Origin of the sequence: Anaerolinea thermophila UNI-1, from assembly GCF_000199675.1 — a bacterium.
Classification (GTDB): Bacteria; Chloroflexota; Anaerolineae; order Anaerolineales; family Anaerolineaceae; genus Anaerolinea; species Anaerolinea thermophila.
Map to the genome: position 1 here is coordinate 1,426,418 of NC_014960.1, position 13,283 is coordinate 1,439,700.

General features: G+C 48.3%; 15 protein-coding genes and 2 tRNA genes. 10 read left to right on the forward strand and 7 right to left on the reverse strand.

What is annotated here, in order from left to right:
* Nucleotides 1–76: 76 nt before the first annotated feature.
* Nucleotides 77–1,018, reverse strand: coding sequence for a methylmalonyl Co-A mutase-associated GTPase MeaB (gene meaB, locus ANT_RS06345; RefSeq protein WP_013559688.1), 942 nt, complete (start codon nt 1,016–1,018; stop codon nt 77–79).
* Complete coding sequence (locus tag ANT_RS06350; RefSeq protein WP_013559689.1) at nt 1,018–1,425, reverse strand: cobalamin B12-binding domain-containing protein; 408 nt, start codon at nt 1,423–1,425, stop codon at nt 1,018–1,020. Before ANT_RS06350 ends, meaB begins: the two co-directional genes overlap by 1 nt.
* 221 nt (nt 1,426–1,646) lie before the next feature.
* Here ANT_RS06350 and ANT_RS06355 point away from each other — a divergent pair, with 221 nt between their 5' ends.
* The 6 genes from ANT_RS06355 to ANT_RS06380 all read left to right on the forward strand — a co-directional run bounded on the left by ANT_RS06355 (nt 1,647) and on the right by ANT_RS06380 (nt 6,309).
* Nucleotides 1,647–2,066 (forward strand): Fur family transcriptional regulator, encoded by a 420-nt coding sequence (locus ANT_RS06355; RefSeq protein WP_013559690.1) that lies wholly within the window; start codon nt 1,647–1,649, stop codon nt 2,064–2,066.
* 31 nt (nt 2,067–2,097) lie between these two features.
* Nucleotides 2,098–3,045 (forward strand): energy-coupling factor ABC transporter permease, encoded by a 948-nt coding sequence (locus tag ANT_RS06360; protein ID WP_013559691.1) that lies wholly within the window; start codon nt 2,098–2,100, stop codon nt 3,043–3,045.
* Between the two features lie 78 nt (nt 3,046–3,123).
* Nucleotides 3,124–3,876: a cobalt ECF transporter T component CbiQ gene (cbiQ, locus tag ANT_RS06365; RefSeq protein WP_231854329.1), complete on the forward strand. Its 753-nt coding sequence runs from the start codon at nt 3,124–3,126 to the stop codon at nt 3,874–3,876.
* A 3-nt stretch (nt 3,877–3,879) separates the two neighbouring features.
* Nucleotides 3,880–4,590, forward strand: a complete 711-nt coding sequence (locus ANT_RS06370) for an energy-coupling factor ABC transporter ATP-binding protein (RefSeq protein WP_013559693.1) — start codon at nt 3,880–3,882, stop codon at nt 4,588–4,590.
* A gap of 96 nt (nt 4,591–4,686) precedes the next feature.
* On the forward strand, nt 4,687–5,043 hold the full coding sequence (locus ANT_RS06375; protein WP_013559694.1) for a hypothetical protein: 357 nt from the start codon (nt 4,687–4,689) through the stop codon (nt 5,041–5,043).
* 6 nt (nt 5,044–5,049) lie between these two features.
* The gene (locus ANT_RS06380; RefSeq protein ID WP_013559695.1) at nt 5,050–6,309 is read left to right on the forward strand and encodes a cysteine desulfurase-like protein; all 1,260 of its coding nucleotides are present in this window, start codon (nt 5,050–5,052) and stop codon (nt 6,307–6,309) included.
* A 219-nt stretch (nt 6,310–6,528) separates the two neighbouring features.
* On the opposite strand, the gene ANT_RS06385 is transcribed toward ANT_RS06380, so the two are convergent.
* Nucleotides 6,529–6,602 (reverse strand) — tRNA-Arg (locus tag ANT_RS06385).
* A gap of 104 nt (nt 6,603–6,706) precedes the next feature.
* Between ANT_RS06385 and ANT_RS06390 the strand changes: the two genes are divergently transcribed.
* Nucleotides 6,707–8,014 carry an MFS transporter gene (locus ANT_RS06390; protein WP_013559696.1) on the forward strand — a complete coding sequence of 436 codons (1,308 nt, stop codon included), beginning with the start codon at nt 6,707–6,709 and terminating at the stop codon, nt 8,012–8,014.
* 107 nt (nt 8,015–8,121) lie between these two features.
* Nucleotides 8,122–9,315, forward strand: a complete 1,194-nt coding sequence (locus tag ANT_RS06395; protein WP_013559697.1) for a radical SAM protein — start codon at nt 8,122–8,124, stop codon at nt 9,313–9,315.
* 25 nt (nt 9,316–9,340) lie between these two features.
* On the opposite strand, the gene ANT_RS06400 is transcribed toward ANT_RS06395, so the two are convergent.
* The 4 genes from ANT_RS06400 to speD form a co-directional block, all read right to left on the reverse strand.
* A tRNA-Glu gene (locus tag ANT_RS06400) sits at nt 9,341–9,413 on the reverse strand.
* Between the two features lie 156 nt (nt 9,414–9,569).
* A complete protein-coding gene (speE, locus tag ANT_RS06405; protein WP_013559698.1) occupies nt 9,570–10,412 on the reverse strand; it encodes a polyamine aminopropyltransferase in 843 nt (280 codons plus the stop codon).
* Nucleotides 10,405–10,827, reverse strand: a complete 423-nt coding sequence (locus ANT_RS06410) for an S-adenosylmethionine decarboxylase family protein (RefSeq protein ID WP_013559699.1) — start codon at nt 10,825–10,827, stop codon at nt 10,405–10,407. Before ANT_RS06410 ends, speE begins: the two co-directional genes overlap by 8 nt.
* Complete coding sequence (speD, locus tag ANT_RS16975) at nt 10,811–11,200, reverse strand: adenosylmethionine decarboxylase (protein WP_013559700.1); 390 nt, start codon at nt 11,198–11,200, stop codon at nt 10,811–10,813. The genes ANT_RS06410 and speD overlap by 17 nt, the downstream gene beginning before the upstream one ends.
* Before the next feature lie 201 nt (nt 11,201–11,401).
* Here speD and ANT_RS06420 point away from each other — a divergent pair, with 201 nt between their 5' ends.
* Together ANT_RS06420 and ANT_RS06425 are read left to right on the forward strand one after the other, a co-directional pair.
* Nucleotides 11,402–12,133 carry a hypothetical protein gene (locus tag ANT_RS06420; protein ID WP_155818027.1) on the forward strand — a complete coding sequence of 244 codons (732 nt, stop codon included), beginning with the start codon at nt 11,402–11,404 and terminating at the stop codon, nt 12,131–12,133.
* 145 nt (nt 12,134–12,278) lie between these two features.
* Nucleotides 12,279–13,241, forward strand: coding sequence for a hypothetical protein (locus tag ANT_RS06425; protein WP_013559704.1), 963 nt, complete (start codon nt 12,279–12,281; stop codon nt 13,239–13,241).
* Nucleotides 13,242–13,283: the final 42 nt, after the last annotated feature.

The following is a 13,283-nucleotide window of genomic DNA, read 5'->3' on the forward strand; positions in this document are numbered from 1 at the left end:
ATTCTAGGGGCTAATTTTAACACAGCGAGCCGTTTCCACCAAACGGATTTTTACCACAGGAAACGAAAAAGGCGGTTTATCTTTCCATCAATCGCTTTACGGCTTCTGCAGGCGAAATCTCGCGTTTGAGCACGTTATTTACCATCTCATTCAACCGGGCTTCTCCTACCGTATGTTTCCATTGTTCCAGCAGGGTTTCCTGAACTCGTTCAAGAATTTCTGTTAAGACCCTGTATTTTTCCCGTGTTGTCCATAGAGAATGGTTTCTCAAATACTCCCCATGCCTGAAGATGGCTTGGACAATTTCTTCGATGCCTTCTCCATTCACGGCACTGGCTCGCAAGAGGGGAGGTTTCCAGTTCGTCTCTCCCTGAGCCTGCGGAATCATCTCCAGCATCAGGCTTAGTGCGCGCAGGGTATTTTCGACTCCGGGTAAATCTGCCTTGTTAACCACCAGAATATCCGCAATCTCCAGAATACCGGCTTTAATGGCTTGAACGTCATCTCCCAAACCGGGGGCATCTACAACGATCACGGTATGGGCAAGACGTGCAATTTCCACCTCCGATTGCCCTGTTCCTACCGTTTCAACCAGAATTATGCCAAAACCCAGAGCGTCCAGCACTTGCACCACCGCAGAGGTTGCCCGGGCTATCCCTCCGAGGGCTCCTCGGGAAGCCATAGAACGGACAAATACTCCCGGATCGCCTGCCAGGTCGCGCATGCGCACCCGGTCTCCCAGTAACGCTCCGCCTGTAAATGGGCTGGAAGGATCAACTGCCACAATTGCAACTTTGTGGGCATTGGGGGTTGAACGAAGGACTTTTGCCAGTTGATTTGCCAGAGAGGATTTACCTGTACCGGGAGCACCTGTTAGCCCAACAATATGTGCATTCCCGGTTCGAGAATATAAACGTTGAAGAGCCTCTTGTCCTAGAAGGGTATTATTTTCCACCTGGGTAAGCAGGCGAGCGATTGCCAGACGCTCGCCTGCCAGGGCACGTTCTACCAGATCCATCAGACTTTTTCACCTAAAACGGCTTCTTGGATGTCCCGAATCACTACTTCAGTGCTGGTGCCTGGTCCGTACACTGCGTACACCCCGGCTTCTTTGAGCAGTGGAATATCCTCTTCGGGGATAATTCCGCCCACAAATACCTTAACGTCACCCTGCCCGTTTTTGCGAATCAATTCGATGACCCGAGGGACGAGTGCCATATGCGCTCCGGAAAGAATTGAAAGCCCAACAACGTCAACATCTTCCTGAAGTGCGGCTTCGGCAATCATTTCAGGGGTTTGGCGCAAGCCGGTATAAATGACTTCCATTCCTGCATCCCGCAGGGCTTGAGCGACAATTTTTGCCCCGCGGTCATGTCCATCCAGTCCAGGTTTTGCAATGAGTACCCGAATCTTGCGATCGATCATGGTCTCACTCCTCTTTGTGCACAATCTCACCCTGGATTATAAACGGAAAGGTTCCCTTTTTCTCTGGACAATCCTCATATTTTGAGTATCTCGAACATCCTTCTCTGAAAAGGTTACACAACACCCCTTCAGGTTAGGGGAATTGCAGTAACATAGGCATATCTTTTGAAAAATTTATGATAGAGTTATTGAGAAAAGTTTCAATAAAGAGTTTTCCTATTATGCCTGAAAAAGAACCTACCCAAATGCTTCACCAGCAAGGCTATCGGGTAACGCCTCAGCGTTTAGCCATTTTGAGTGTATTAGAAGAGACGGATGGGCACCTTACTGCGACTGAGGTGTATGAGCGTGCCCGAAAAATCCTTCCGGCAGTAACCGAAGCCACGGTGTACCGTAATCTGGATTTTCTGGTGAATCAGGGATTGGTCTTGATGGCACATGTAGGGAGCGGGAAGATGGTGTACGAATCTACTCGTCATGCGCATCATCATCTGATTTGCAGAAAATGTGGCACCTCGCAAGAGATTCCTCATGCACTTCTGCAGTCCCTCTTTGAGGAGTTATCTACACTCAGTGGGTATCAGATTGATTCTCTCCACGTGACCTTTTTTGGGTTATGTCCCGGGTGTCAATCTGAATAAGGGCTGTTTCCTGTATTCTCAGGAGGATACAATGAACTTTTCACCTGTTCACATGCACATTCCAGATGGATTTCTCTCCGTTCCTCTTTCCATTGTTCTATGGCTCATTTCGATTGCTGTTATTGCTGTAGCGACCCGCCGGGTGAGCCAGGATTTAGGGGAACGTGAAGTTCCTGTCATGGGGGTGCTGGCAGCGGCAATCTTTGCCGGGCAAATGCTGAACTTTTCGGTCACCGGTGGCACCTCTGGTCACTTGATGGGGGCGGCATTAGCCACTATTCTGTTAGGCCCCTGGGCGGCAGTACTCATTATGACCTGTGTGGTAGGCATTCAAGCCCTCATTTTCCAGGATGGTGGCTTGCTTGCGTTGGGGGCAAATCTGTTCAATATGGCAGTGATTGGTCCTTTTGTCTCTTATGCGGTATATCGTTTTCTGCAGCGTGTTTCAGGCGGGCAAAAATGGGGTGTTTTTGTGGGCTCATTCCTCGCTGCCTGGGCTTCAATTTTCATTGCTTCTCTCGCAGTAGCCTTGCAACTGGCGCTGTCTGGAACATCCCCTGCCAATATTGCTCTGCCAGCGATGGGGGGGATTCATGCGCTGATTGGTATTGGCGAGGGGTTAATCACGTTGGGTGCGGTCAGCCTGATATATGCTTCTCGCAGGGACTTGCTTAAACTGGGCGAACCTCAACCCAAAGGCAGTACGCTCATCTGGGTTGGTGGAACATTGCTGGCTCTGCTTCTGGCTGTGCTTTCTCCGCTGGCATCCAGTCATCCAGATGGTTTGGAGTGGGTGGCTGAGCAAGCGGGATTCCTGGAGCGTGCCAGTGAGCCTTCCTTTACTCTCATTCCTGATTATGTCTTCCCGGGTGTTTCCAATGAAGTCCTTGCTACCATCATTGCGGGGGTTTTGGGAACGCTTCTGGTCCTGGGAGTTGCACTTGGGGTGGCATACCTGCGTCGTCAGAAGACAGCATAATAGATCCTCTATGCGAACGGGCATCCAGTAATTATGCATGCGCATTTTCTTGACCCTTTCAAGCCTCGTTTGAGCCCTGTGCATCAACTGGATGCCCGGCTCAAGGTTCCTCTGGTTATTGTTTTTATCCTGGCTACTTCTCTTGTACCCATTGGAGCCTGGCCCTTTTATCTTCTGCTGATTGCAGTTTTGCTTTCATCTGAAATTCTCAGCGATTTGGGGGTTCTTTTTTTCCTGAAAAGAGCCGTGCTGGCTTTGCCATTTGTTCTGGCGGCACTTCCTGTTCTCTTTACCCAGGTAGGTACGGTATGGATTTCGTTGCCTTTTGGACTTGCCATTACGGCGCAGGGCGTAGAGCGTTTTATCAGTGTCGCACTGAAGGCATGGATTTCCATTCAGGCGGCAATTTTGCTGGCATCTACTACCCCTTTCCCCGATATTTTGCTGGCTTTACGCGCCATGAGGTTGCCAAAGGTGCTGGTCTCCATCATCGGATTGATGTGGCGCTATTTGTTTGTCATTGTGGATGAAACCATTCGAATGATGAATGCACGCAGTTCACGAAGTGGAGCAAGTTCTGACCCATCTCATCGCCAGGGGGGCAGTGTGGTTTGGCGTGCCAAAGTCACTGGTGGAATGGCGGGAAATCTGTTTATACGATCCATTGAACGTTCAGACCGTATTTACCATGCCATGCTTTCGCGGGGATACGATGGCGAAATTCGACACTTACCATTGCCAGCGATTCCGTCCATTCAATGGTGGATCTTTATATGGAGTTTGCTCACTCTTGTCGTAATGGTTGTCTTATCCAGAGTTTTATGGGGGTAAATCATGAGTTGTGTGATTGAGGTAAAAAACCTTTCATATGCATATCCTGATGGACACCAAGCGCTTCACGATGTTTCTTTTCGGATAAGTCATGGGGAAAAAGTTGCGCTGATTGGTCCCAACGGTGCAGGAAAATCCACTCTCATCCTGCACCTCAACGGCATTTTGCCCGTTCAGCAGGGCGAAATTTTTGTGGGGGATTTGGCTGTAGTTCCAAAGAATTTCAGCCGCGTGCGGGCTCTGGTTGGATTAGTTTTTCAGACTCCCGATGACCAGTTGTTTTCGCCCACTGTTTTTGACGATGTTGCTTTCGGCCCTATTTATCAAGGCTTATCTCCAGCGCAGGTGCAGGAACGTGTGGATTATGCTCTCTCCATGGTACACATGAGAGAATATGCCCCCCGAGTTTCTCATCATTTGAGCGTTGGCGAGAAAAAACGCATTGCAATTGCTACTGTGCTCTCAATGAACCCCATTGCACTGGTGTTGGATGAACCCACTGCGGGGTTAGACCCCCGTGCCCGTAGGTCGCTGATTGAATTGCTCCGTCAATTGCCTCAGAGCATGCTGGTTGCTACCCATGACCTGCCAATGGTCAGAGAACTGTTTCCCCGTACCATTGTTATGGATCAGGGGAGAATTGTTGCCGATGGATCCACGGATGTGTTGCTCCATGACGAGTCGTTGTTGAATGAGCATGGTTTAGTTTCCTGAAAAGTCTCCAAACACTTCGCAATTTGCTTGCAAAACCGAACCGATGGGTAGAAGAGGTTCGGTTTTGTGGTATGATACCGGAAATTGGAGCGAATTATGGACGAGAAAATTACCATTATTGAAGGACCTACGCCCGTATTTGAAGCCATTGATGACGGCTGGGCTTTAGGCTTACATGAGAGTGCTGGAATGTACGAAACAGCACTTACTCGAGTACGCACCTTTAATGGCAATGCCCTCGTGGAGCGATGTCATAAAGCCTGGAGTCGGCAGGAACATATCTATTTGCATTATCGTAATCGCTTGGGAATGGAAGAGCGTGCTCCCATATTTGCGGCGCGTAATGTAACCACACCAGAAGGGGACGTTCTCTTACTATGGTGCCGTTTGAAACCCGAAGATATCGAAGAAGAACCCGATTTTGACCTGCCAGACGACGAAGATAAAGAGTAAAGGCTTATGCTTAATCTTGCGGTTATCCGTTCGCAATTTCCTGCTCTGGAGAAGCCGGTTGTTTTTCTGGATAATCCTGGTGGTACGCAGGTTGCCCGTTCAGTGGTTGAGCGGATGACGCGATACTTGACGGAGTCCAACGCCAATCATGGTGGAGAATTTGAAACCAGCCGGATTTCGGATGCAATTGTTGATGAAGCCCGGCAACGGATGGCAGACTTCCTCAATGCCAGGCGGACTGAGGAAATCATCTTTGGCCCCAACATGACCTCGCTCACTTTTCAAATGAGCCGTGCTTTAGGAAAACAACTTCGTCCTGGCGATACCATCGTAGTGACGCGCTTGGATCATGATGCCAATATTTCTCCCTGGGTAAAACTGGCAGAAGACCTCCGCTTAACCATTCGCTGGGTGGACTTCCATCCAGAAGATGGAACATTGAACCTGGAAGATTTTGAACAAGCCATGCGTGAACGCCCGCGCCTGGTGGCATTTGGATATGCTTCCAATGCTTTGGGAACAGTCAATCCTGTGGCTGAACTGGTGGCGCGGGCCCATCGGGTGGGAGCACTTACCTATGTTGATGCAGTGCAATATGCTCCGCACGGCCCCATCGATGTTCAGACGCTGGATGTTGATTTTCTGGTGTGCTCGGCATATAAATTTTTTGGTCCCCATGTGGGCGTCCTGTATGGAAAGTATGAGCTACTGGAATCACTGCCTGCCTATAAGGTTCGCCCTGCTCCGGAAGAACCACCCGGAAAGTTTGAAATGGGCACAGGAAATTTTGAGGGTATTGCAGGTGTTCTAGGGGCACTTGAATACCTGGAATGGATGGGAAAGACGTTTGGGGGCGAAGTGGAGGAAAGTCTGCCGTCACAATTTACTGGCAGAAGACGGTATTTTAAGAGCGCCATGGCGGCTATCCGGGCATATGAATTTTCCCTTAGCCGAACTTTGCTGGATGTGCTTGAAGAAATTCCCGGGATTGCCATTTACGGGATCACCGATCACCGTCGACTCGAGGAGCGTGTCCCCACTGTGTCCTTTACCTTAAACGGAAAGAACCCTAAAGAGGTTGCCAGAATGCTGGATGAACGCCAAATTCAGGTGTGGAATGGAAATTTCTACGCTTTGGCTGTAACCCAGCGATTGGGGTTGGAAGAGTCTGGAGGCTTGGTGCGAGTAGGACCTGTACACTACAATACTATCGAGGAACTTGAGAGACTTGGGCGTGCACTTTGGGAAATTGCTAGAATGCAGTGAAGACCTTACCCTCACCCGTTTGTCACCGCGTGGGGGTTTTTTATTCCGCAGGGAAGATATTTTTGGGACTTAAAAAGGATAAACGCCAGAGTGAGGGGGGCACCCTGACGTTTATCTATAGCAAATTTTACTCATTTCTCTGAAAAAATCAAGAGTTAAAACTTACTTTGACCTTACAAATGACCTTAAAATTTCCTAAGAGTTTTTTAATAAAATGAATGCCCCAGGAGGGACTCGAACCCCCAACCAAGGCGTTAGGAGTGCCTTGCTCTGTCCTGTTGAGCTACTGGGGCGCACTCAAATTATATCCGGAACTTTTCCGGCTTTCAAGAAAACCAGAAGTTCCCTTTGGGGTTTGATACTATAATCATTTCATCTCAAGAAGGAGCGCAATTTTATGGATGAGAAACAACATAAACGAGCCATCCGGGCATGGACCATGTATGATTGGGCTAACTCTGCTTTTGCTACCACCATCATGGCGGCGGTACTTCCGGTGTATTATGCTTCAGTTGCTGCAGCCAATCTTCCAGGGAATCTGGCGACTGTTTACTGGGCTTACACCACCTCAATTTCTCTGTTGATTGCTGCCATTCTCAGCCCCATCCTGGGAGCCGTTGCCGATTTCAGTGGAGCCAAGAAGCGTTTTCTAACCATTTTCATGTTGCTGGGCGTCACTGCCACTGCTTTATTGTATTTTGTTCGCACAGGCGATTGGTTGATGGCTTCCATCTTTTTCATTCTGGGCGATTTGGGTTTCGCTGGCTCGCTGGTGTTTTATGATTCTCTTTTGCCCCACGTGGCAGGACCGGATGAAATCGATCAGGTTTCCTCGCGGGGATATGCAATTGGCTATTTAGGAGGTGGCTTATTGCTTGCCATCAACCTGGCGATGATTATGCTTGCCCCGCAAGAGCTCACAGGCTTGATGACGCGTTTGTCTTTTCTGAGTGTCGCTCTCTGGTGGTTTGTTTTTAGCATTCCGTTACTTAAGTGGGTTTCTGAGCCACCCCGGCGTATCATGCCTGGAGAGAGTGGAAGAAATCCCATTGCAGTTTCCTTCAAACGTCTTGGGCACACGTTCCGCGAAATTACTCGTTACCGGGACCTGTTCATCTTCCTGGTCGCTTTTTGGTTTTATAACGACGGCATTGGCACAATCATCAAGATGGCAACCATTTATGGAGCGGAAATAGGCATTGGCCAGACCACCCTGATTGGTACGCTCTTAATGGTGCAGTTTGTGGGTATTCCTTTTGCTTTCCTTTTTGGGTGGCTGGCTAAAAAAATTGGCACAAAGAAAAGCATTTACCTCAGCCTTTTGGTGTACACAGGGATTGCCATTGCTGGATATTTCATGCAGAAAGAATGGCACTTTTGGGCATTGGGATTTGCAGTAGCCACGGTTCAGGGTGGAAGTCAGGCACTGAGCCGTTCACTTTTTGGCCGTATGGTTCCTAAGAGTAAATCGGCCGAATTTTTTGGATTTTTCAGTGTCTCGGAGAAATTTGCCGGCATCGCTGGACCCTTGATTTTTGGCCTGGTCAGCCAGTTTATGGGAAATAGTCGTCTGGGAATCATTTCCTTGATTCTCTTTTTCATTATCGGGGCTTCGTTGTTGACGTTTGTGAATGAGAAAGAAGGAATCAGGGTGGCAGAAAAGGAAGAAAAAGAACTGATTGAAGCCGCTGTCTCGGCAGATTGATAAACTTTATAGACACCCGATTTTGAGGCTCTGGTTGATGTGGTCCAGAGCCCTTTTAATTTGTGAAGTTGCTGACTTGAGCAAAACTTCTTGTATTACAGAAACAAATGTTCTATAATGAGGCTGTGGATACCCTCGAAAAGTTTCGTCTCTTACAATCCGAAATGCGTCTGGAAGTGGCTGATGATATCCCTCTATCCTCTGTTTCGTCAGGCCAGTCAGCCGTTGAAAGTGGCGTCTCTGGTGATTGTCCTGTTGATTTTCCGATATCTACGGCAACATTACCTAATGGAAGAAAGATACCGCTTCTCAAATCCCTGCTGACCTCAGCATGTGAGCGGAATTGTCATTACTGTCCATTTCGTACAGGGCGGGACTTTCGAAGGGTTACCTTCAAGCCGGAGGAACTGGCAAAAGTCATCGTGGAATTAACTACCAAAGGAGTGATCCAGGGGGCATTTCTTTCCAGTGGAATTGCAGGAGGCGGCTTGCGCACTCAGGATCGTCTGTTAATTACCGCGGAGATTCTACGTAAAAAGTATCAGTATCAGGGTTATCTTCATCTGAAAATCATGCCCGGAGCAGAATATGATCAGGTGGTTCATGCCATGCAACTGGCGGATCGAGTTTCTATCAACCTTGAGGGTCCCAATACTCGAGTCCTGCAAGCCCTCGCACCCCAAAAAATCTTCTTTGAAGAATTACTGGAGCCACTGCGCTGGGTAGAGAAGATCCGTCAGATCCTACCCCCATGGCGGGGTTGGAAATCCCGTTGGCCCTCCAGTACAACGCAGTTTGTGGTAGGGGCAGTAGGTGAAAGTGATCTCGAAATCCTTTCCACTACCGCCTGGCTCTATCAAAAGGTGCGTCTGGCAAGAGCCTATTTTTCTGGATTCTCTCCTACTCCGGACACCCCATTTGAAGATCGAGCGGCTTGTTCTCCATGGAGAGAGCATCGTCTTTATCAGGCATCTTTTTTGCTCAGAGATTACGGTTTTGATCTGGAGGATTTCCCCTTTACTTCTGGAGGTAATCTGCCCCTGGATACGGATCCCAAAATGGCATGGGCGCAAATTCATTTGCTCCAGTCCCCTGTAGAAATTAATCGGGCGGAGAAACGCGAATTGTTGCGCGTGCCGGGAATTGGACCCAAAACTGCTGAAGCCATTTTAGCGGCTCGAAGGCGTCATCGTATTACCAGTGAAGAGGACCTCAAACGTTTGGGTATTCCGCTTCAGCGGGCTGCAGCGTTTCTGCTGGTCAATGGCAGGCGGTTACAGCATCAACTTCGTTTCTGGTGAGCCATGGGGGATTTAAAAAATTGAGTGCCCCCAGAGGAATTCGAATCCTCGTTTTGGCCTTGAGAGGGCCACGTCCTGGGCCGCTAGACGATGGGGGCATTCCAGAAAGCGGTTGGATTTTAACACAGCCTTTTTTTGGTGTCAACAAAATCCCTGTCATTTGGGAAAACTTTTTTGTTGGGAGAGAAAATTTCTTGTAAATGAAAACAACCTCCCGCTGAGTTCTCAGCGGGAGGGAGGGGCTCTTTGAGTTTTTACTGGTCAACGAGCAGATCAGCCAGTTGCCTGCGGAAAAATTCCGGTAAGGCAAAAGCCGCCTGATGTACTTTGGGGTTCATATAGTTCAATCCTTCTGGATAAGTACGGGAAAGCCCTGCTGTCCATGGGGTATTGGAAACATACATGAACCCGATACCGCCTCCAGGATAGGTCGGAATGAGGGTATGATAGTAGGCGGGATGCTCTACCAGTCCTTTGACGAAGGTGAAAATCTCGCGAATCAGTGCGGCGTCGAAGAACATTTGCTCGCACTGGGTAGCAATCGCTCCACCAGGGTTGAGCGCTTGTAACATCAGGCGGTAGAATTCTTCGCTGAACAGACGCTCTGCCATGCCTATTGGATCGGTAGTATCCGAGATGATGACATCGAATTTTTCCTTCCCCGACTCCAGAAAAGCAAAGGCATCCTGGACAACCAAACGCGCCCGCGGATCTGCCCATGGGTCTCCAAAGGCGGTGAAATGTTCTCGGGACACTTCTACTACACGGCGATCCAGCTCACAGACAATGGCTTCTTCCACCGAAGGGTGTTTCAAAACCTGCTGAAGGCTTCCTCCGTCACCCCCTCCCACAATGAGCACGCGCCGTGGTGAACCATGGGCAAGCATGGGAATATGGGTAATCATCTCGTGGTAACCGGCATTATCCCGCTCGGTTAACTGAATAATCCCATCCAGCACCAGCGTTTTACCGAAAAATTCTGTGTCCAGCAAAAGCAAATGCTGAAACGGCGTCTGCTCATCTACCAGTACCTGCTTGACCCGCAGGGACTTGCGGTAGTAGGGATGAAGTTGCTCGCTGAACCAGATCTCATTCACGGTTGAAGAAAGTCCCCTTTGCTTTTCCCGCGCCAAAAGTTTCAATCGTGAAGATTGCCGCTTTTTCAGGGTCAAACTTCTTGCACGAGAAGATATCAATATAAGCCGCGTTGGACTGGTTTGCAAAATGTCCGGTGATGTTGCTGGTTTCAATTAACTGTACCAGCGAATACCCACTGACTCGTGGATCTTCGCCAAAGTCCACGATGATAGGTTCACCAAACCGTTTCATTTCAATCAGGTCGCACAACTCAATGACGTAACGCCTGATTACCTCTGCGGAACGAATACGCTCCGGGTCGCAATCGTAGAGATTCAAAACCAGATGCCAACCCCAGGGTTGGTCTGTACCTTCGCTCCCCGGCATGAGCATTTCAAAAGTGTCAAGTTGGAAAGTATTAACAGCAGTTGACATGTTCTGGTTCTCCTACAAGTTCTGCTACTCTTGCGACCTTGCGAATGGAGCACTGAGACGCGCCAAAGATCTCTTTGATCTGGTTAATGAGTGGCGTCAGATCCAGATCCAAATCGCAGGTAAACAGATCGACTGCACAATAGCCGTATTCGGGCCAGGCGTGCAGGCTGGCATGAGATTCAGCCAGCAGAAGGAAACACGTGAATCCATGAGGACTGAATGGAAAAAAGCCCTCATCGACCACAGTTAAACCGCTCTCTCGGACCGCTTTCGAGAATAACCGTCCTGCTTGCTCGCTATCATAGAGTAATTCTCGATTGCAATCCGAGAGATCGCAAATGTAGTGTTCCCCAAGTTTGAGCTGCGCGTTCACCTGAACATAACCCTCCAGTTAGAAAATTAATTGATTGGTTTCAAGAGCCGAATTTTCAATCAAAATCCCCAGAATGTCAATCCTTTTCTAAGAAAATACATATGAGTTTTCCGATATTTTTTCAGGAAAGGATAGTAATCCAATCGCAATTGTATCCATGCTATAATCTTTTTTAGTAACCCCTGTATTGAGAGGTCAGGAATGGAATCGGGTTCAGCCTCTTCTTCCGTCACGATGATTTTGGTGATTGCGTTTTTGTGTATCACGATAGGTTATGTTTTTGGATGGCTGGTTGCGACCTGGCGAGCGGGTAAGGAAAAAGACGAAACCGAGGAATTACTTTCCAAAGCCGTTTCTCCTTCTCCAGAGCGACCATTTCCCTTACTCTTGGGGGTTTTTCAGGACCCCATCTCCAGGCGTATTCAGGTGGAGTGGAAAGGTCAAAAAGTTGAAAAGGCCCTTGACCTTTCAGCCGATGAACGCGGGAAATTGTTGGGAACTCTAAGTGATGTAAAGGAATGGTTGGGGGCTCCTGAACTACCCCTCAAGGTGTCTTCTGTTTCTGTTGAATCCCCGCGACCTTCAGAGCCAGTAGTGCCACCTTTGCCGGAAGAACCCGTACGTCCTCCAAGTATTTTGTCGGGAGTCACCAGTGCACTTGCGGATGCCATGCAACCTCCCAGGCAGGAAAAACCCAAGAGTATTGTTGAACAGATTGACGAAATTTTCCAGAAAAAATTAGAAGGCACCCCTTACGAAGGAAAAAGGATTTTCTTAATGGAAGATCCTCGTCGGGGTGTGCTTGTGCGCATCGAAGGGCAAGTGTATGAAGGAGTTGAAAATGTCCCTGAGGGGGAGGTGAAACAATTGTTGCGAAGCGCTGTCAGCGAGTGGGAAAGGTCTCAAGAACTTCAGATAAAACGAAAGGCTTAAAAAACTCTCACCTGCCAGTAGAGGGGGACTACCGGCAGATGAGATATTTCAACTATAACAGAGAATATCTCGAATTTCAAGTGCTTTTTCAAATTTGAAACCGTTTTCAATTGCGTGTATTTGAAAATTATGACATAATTTGAGTATGAAAGTTTTCTTCAGACAATCGGGTGTTGGGTTAATCCTTCTCGGGGTGTTGGTGGCGTTATTTCACTGGTCTTACCCCGGATATGCTGGCACCCTTTCTCAGGGGGAAAGTTGTCATGTTCTGGAAGGTGAGGTGCTAGAATTCTATAACAACATTTCCAATGCCTCATTCATCCTTGGCGAGCCAATCACCGATTTGTTTGATAATCCCTTAAAACCAAGTGAGAAGATACAGTATTTCCAGCGTGCACGTATTGAATATTCGCCTGATTTGCCTGCTGGAAAACGTGTTCGGCTTTCTCCGTTAGGCAGTCTGAATTTTGAGAATCTTCCACCAGCGGAACTCCCTTTGTCACCGGGTGCTTGTCGTTTGTTTCCCACCGGTAACAGTGTTTGCTTTGATTTTCTTGAATTTTACGACCGCTACGGCGGACAGGAAGTTTTTGGACTCCCTATATCGAATCTGTTGAAGTTACCCAATAATCGTTTGGTACAGTATTTTGAAAATGCGCGTTTTGAATGGTGGCCCGAACTTCCAAGCGGGATGCGGGTACACCTGACAGATTTGGGACGTATGGATTTCTACCGGAATAAGTTTCCGATAGAGTTGCTGAACTGTAAATTAGATTTAGAAATCATTTCTCGAAAACCAATTAAACCGCGGGTGATGGCTTTCCCTGCGAAAATTGCCATCCAGCCCAGCGAGATTCAAACGATTTATATCGTTGTTCGTGATCAAAACTTGAATCCCCTGGAAAATATTCCGGTCTCTCTGCAGGTAGTGGTGGAAGGCAAAACCACTGACCCTGTGCGACTCAAAGAAACCGATTCGACGGGTTTGTCTCTTGGGGCTATCCCTTTGGGGAATTACAAGCCGGGCACAAAAGTGGAAGTAGTTGTCACTGCCATGGTGCAGGATAAAACCGTTACATCACGAACCTCATTCCTCATCTGGTGGTGAGGCGAAGACTGATTTTTTCCCGTTTTTATCAAGACAGATTGA

Bases quoted from the DNA above. Each gene is read 5' to 3' on its own strand.
- ANT_RS06355 (WP_013559690.1), top strand. From the start codon at position 1,647: ATGCCTGAAAAAGAACCTACCCAAATGCTTCACCAGCAAGGCTATCGG.
- ANT_RS06375 (WP_013559694.1), top strand. From the start codon at position 4,687: ATGGACGAGAAAATTACCATTATTGAAGGACCTACGCCCGTATTTGAA.
- ANT_RS06410 (WP_013559699.1), bottom strand. From the start codon at position 10,827: ATGTCAACTGCTGTTAATACTTTCCAACTTGACACTTTTGAAATGCTC.
- ANT_RS06395 (WP_013559697.1), top strand. From the start codon at position 8,122: ATGTTCTATAATGAGGCTGTGGATACCCTCGAAAAGTTTCGTCTCTTA.
- meaB (WP_013559688.1), bottom strand. From the start codon at position 1,018: ATGGATCTGGTAGAACGTGCCCTGGCAGGCGAGCGTCTGGCAATCGCT.
- ANT_RS06370 (WP_013559693.1), top strand. From the start codon at position 3,880: ATGAGTTGTGTGATTGAGGTAAAAAACCTTTCATATGCATATCCTGAT.
- ANT_RS06420 (WP_155818027.1), top strand. From the start codon at position 11,402: ATGGAATCGGGTTCAGCCTCTTCTTCCGTCACGATGATTTTGGTGATT.
- ANT_RS06390 (WP_013559696.1), top strand. From the start codon at position 6,707: ATGGATGAGAAACAACATAAACGAGCCATCCGGGCATGGACCATGTAT.
- ANT_RS06350 (WP_013559689.1), bottom strand. From the start codon at position 1,425: ATGATCGATCGCAAGATTCGGGTACTCATTGCAAAACCTGGACTGGAT.
- ANT_RS06360 (WP_013559691.1), top strand. From the start codon at position 2,098: ATGAACTTTTCACCTGTTCACATGCACATTCCAGATGGATTTCTCTCC.
- ANT_RS06425 (WP_013559704.1), top strand. From the start codon at position 12,279: ATGAAAGTTTTCTTCAGACAATCGGGTGTTGGGTTAATCCTTCTCGGG.
- ANT_RS06380 (WP_013559695.1), top strand. From the start codon at position 5,050: ATGCTTAATCTTGCGGTTATCCGTTCGCAATTTCCTGCTCTGGAGAAG.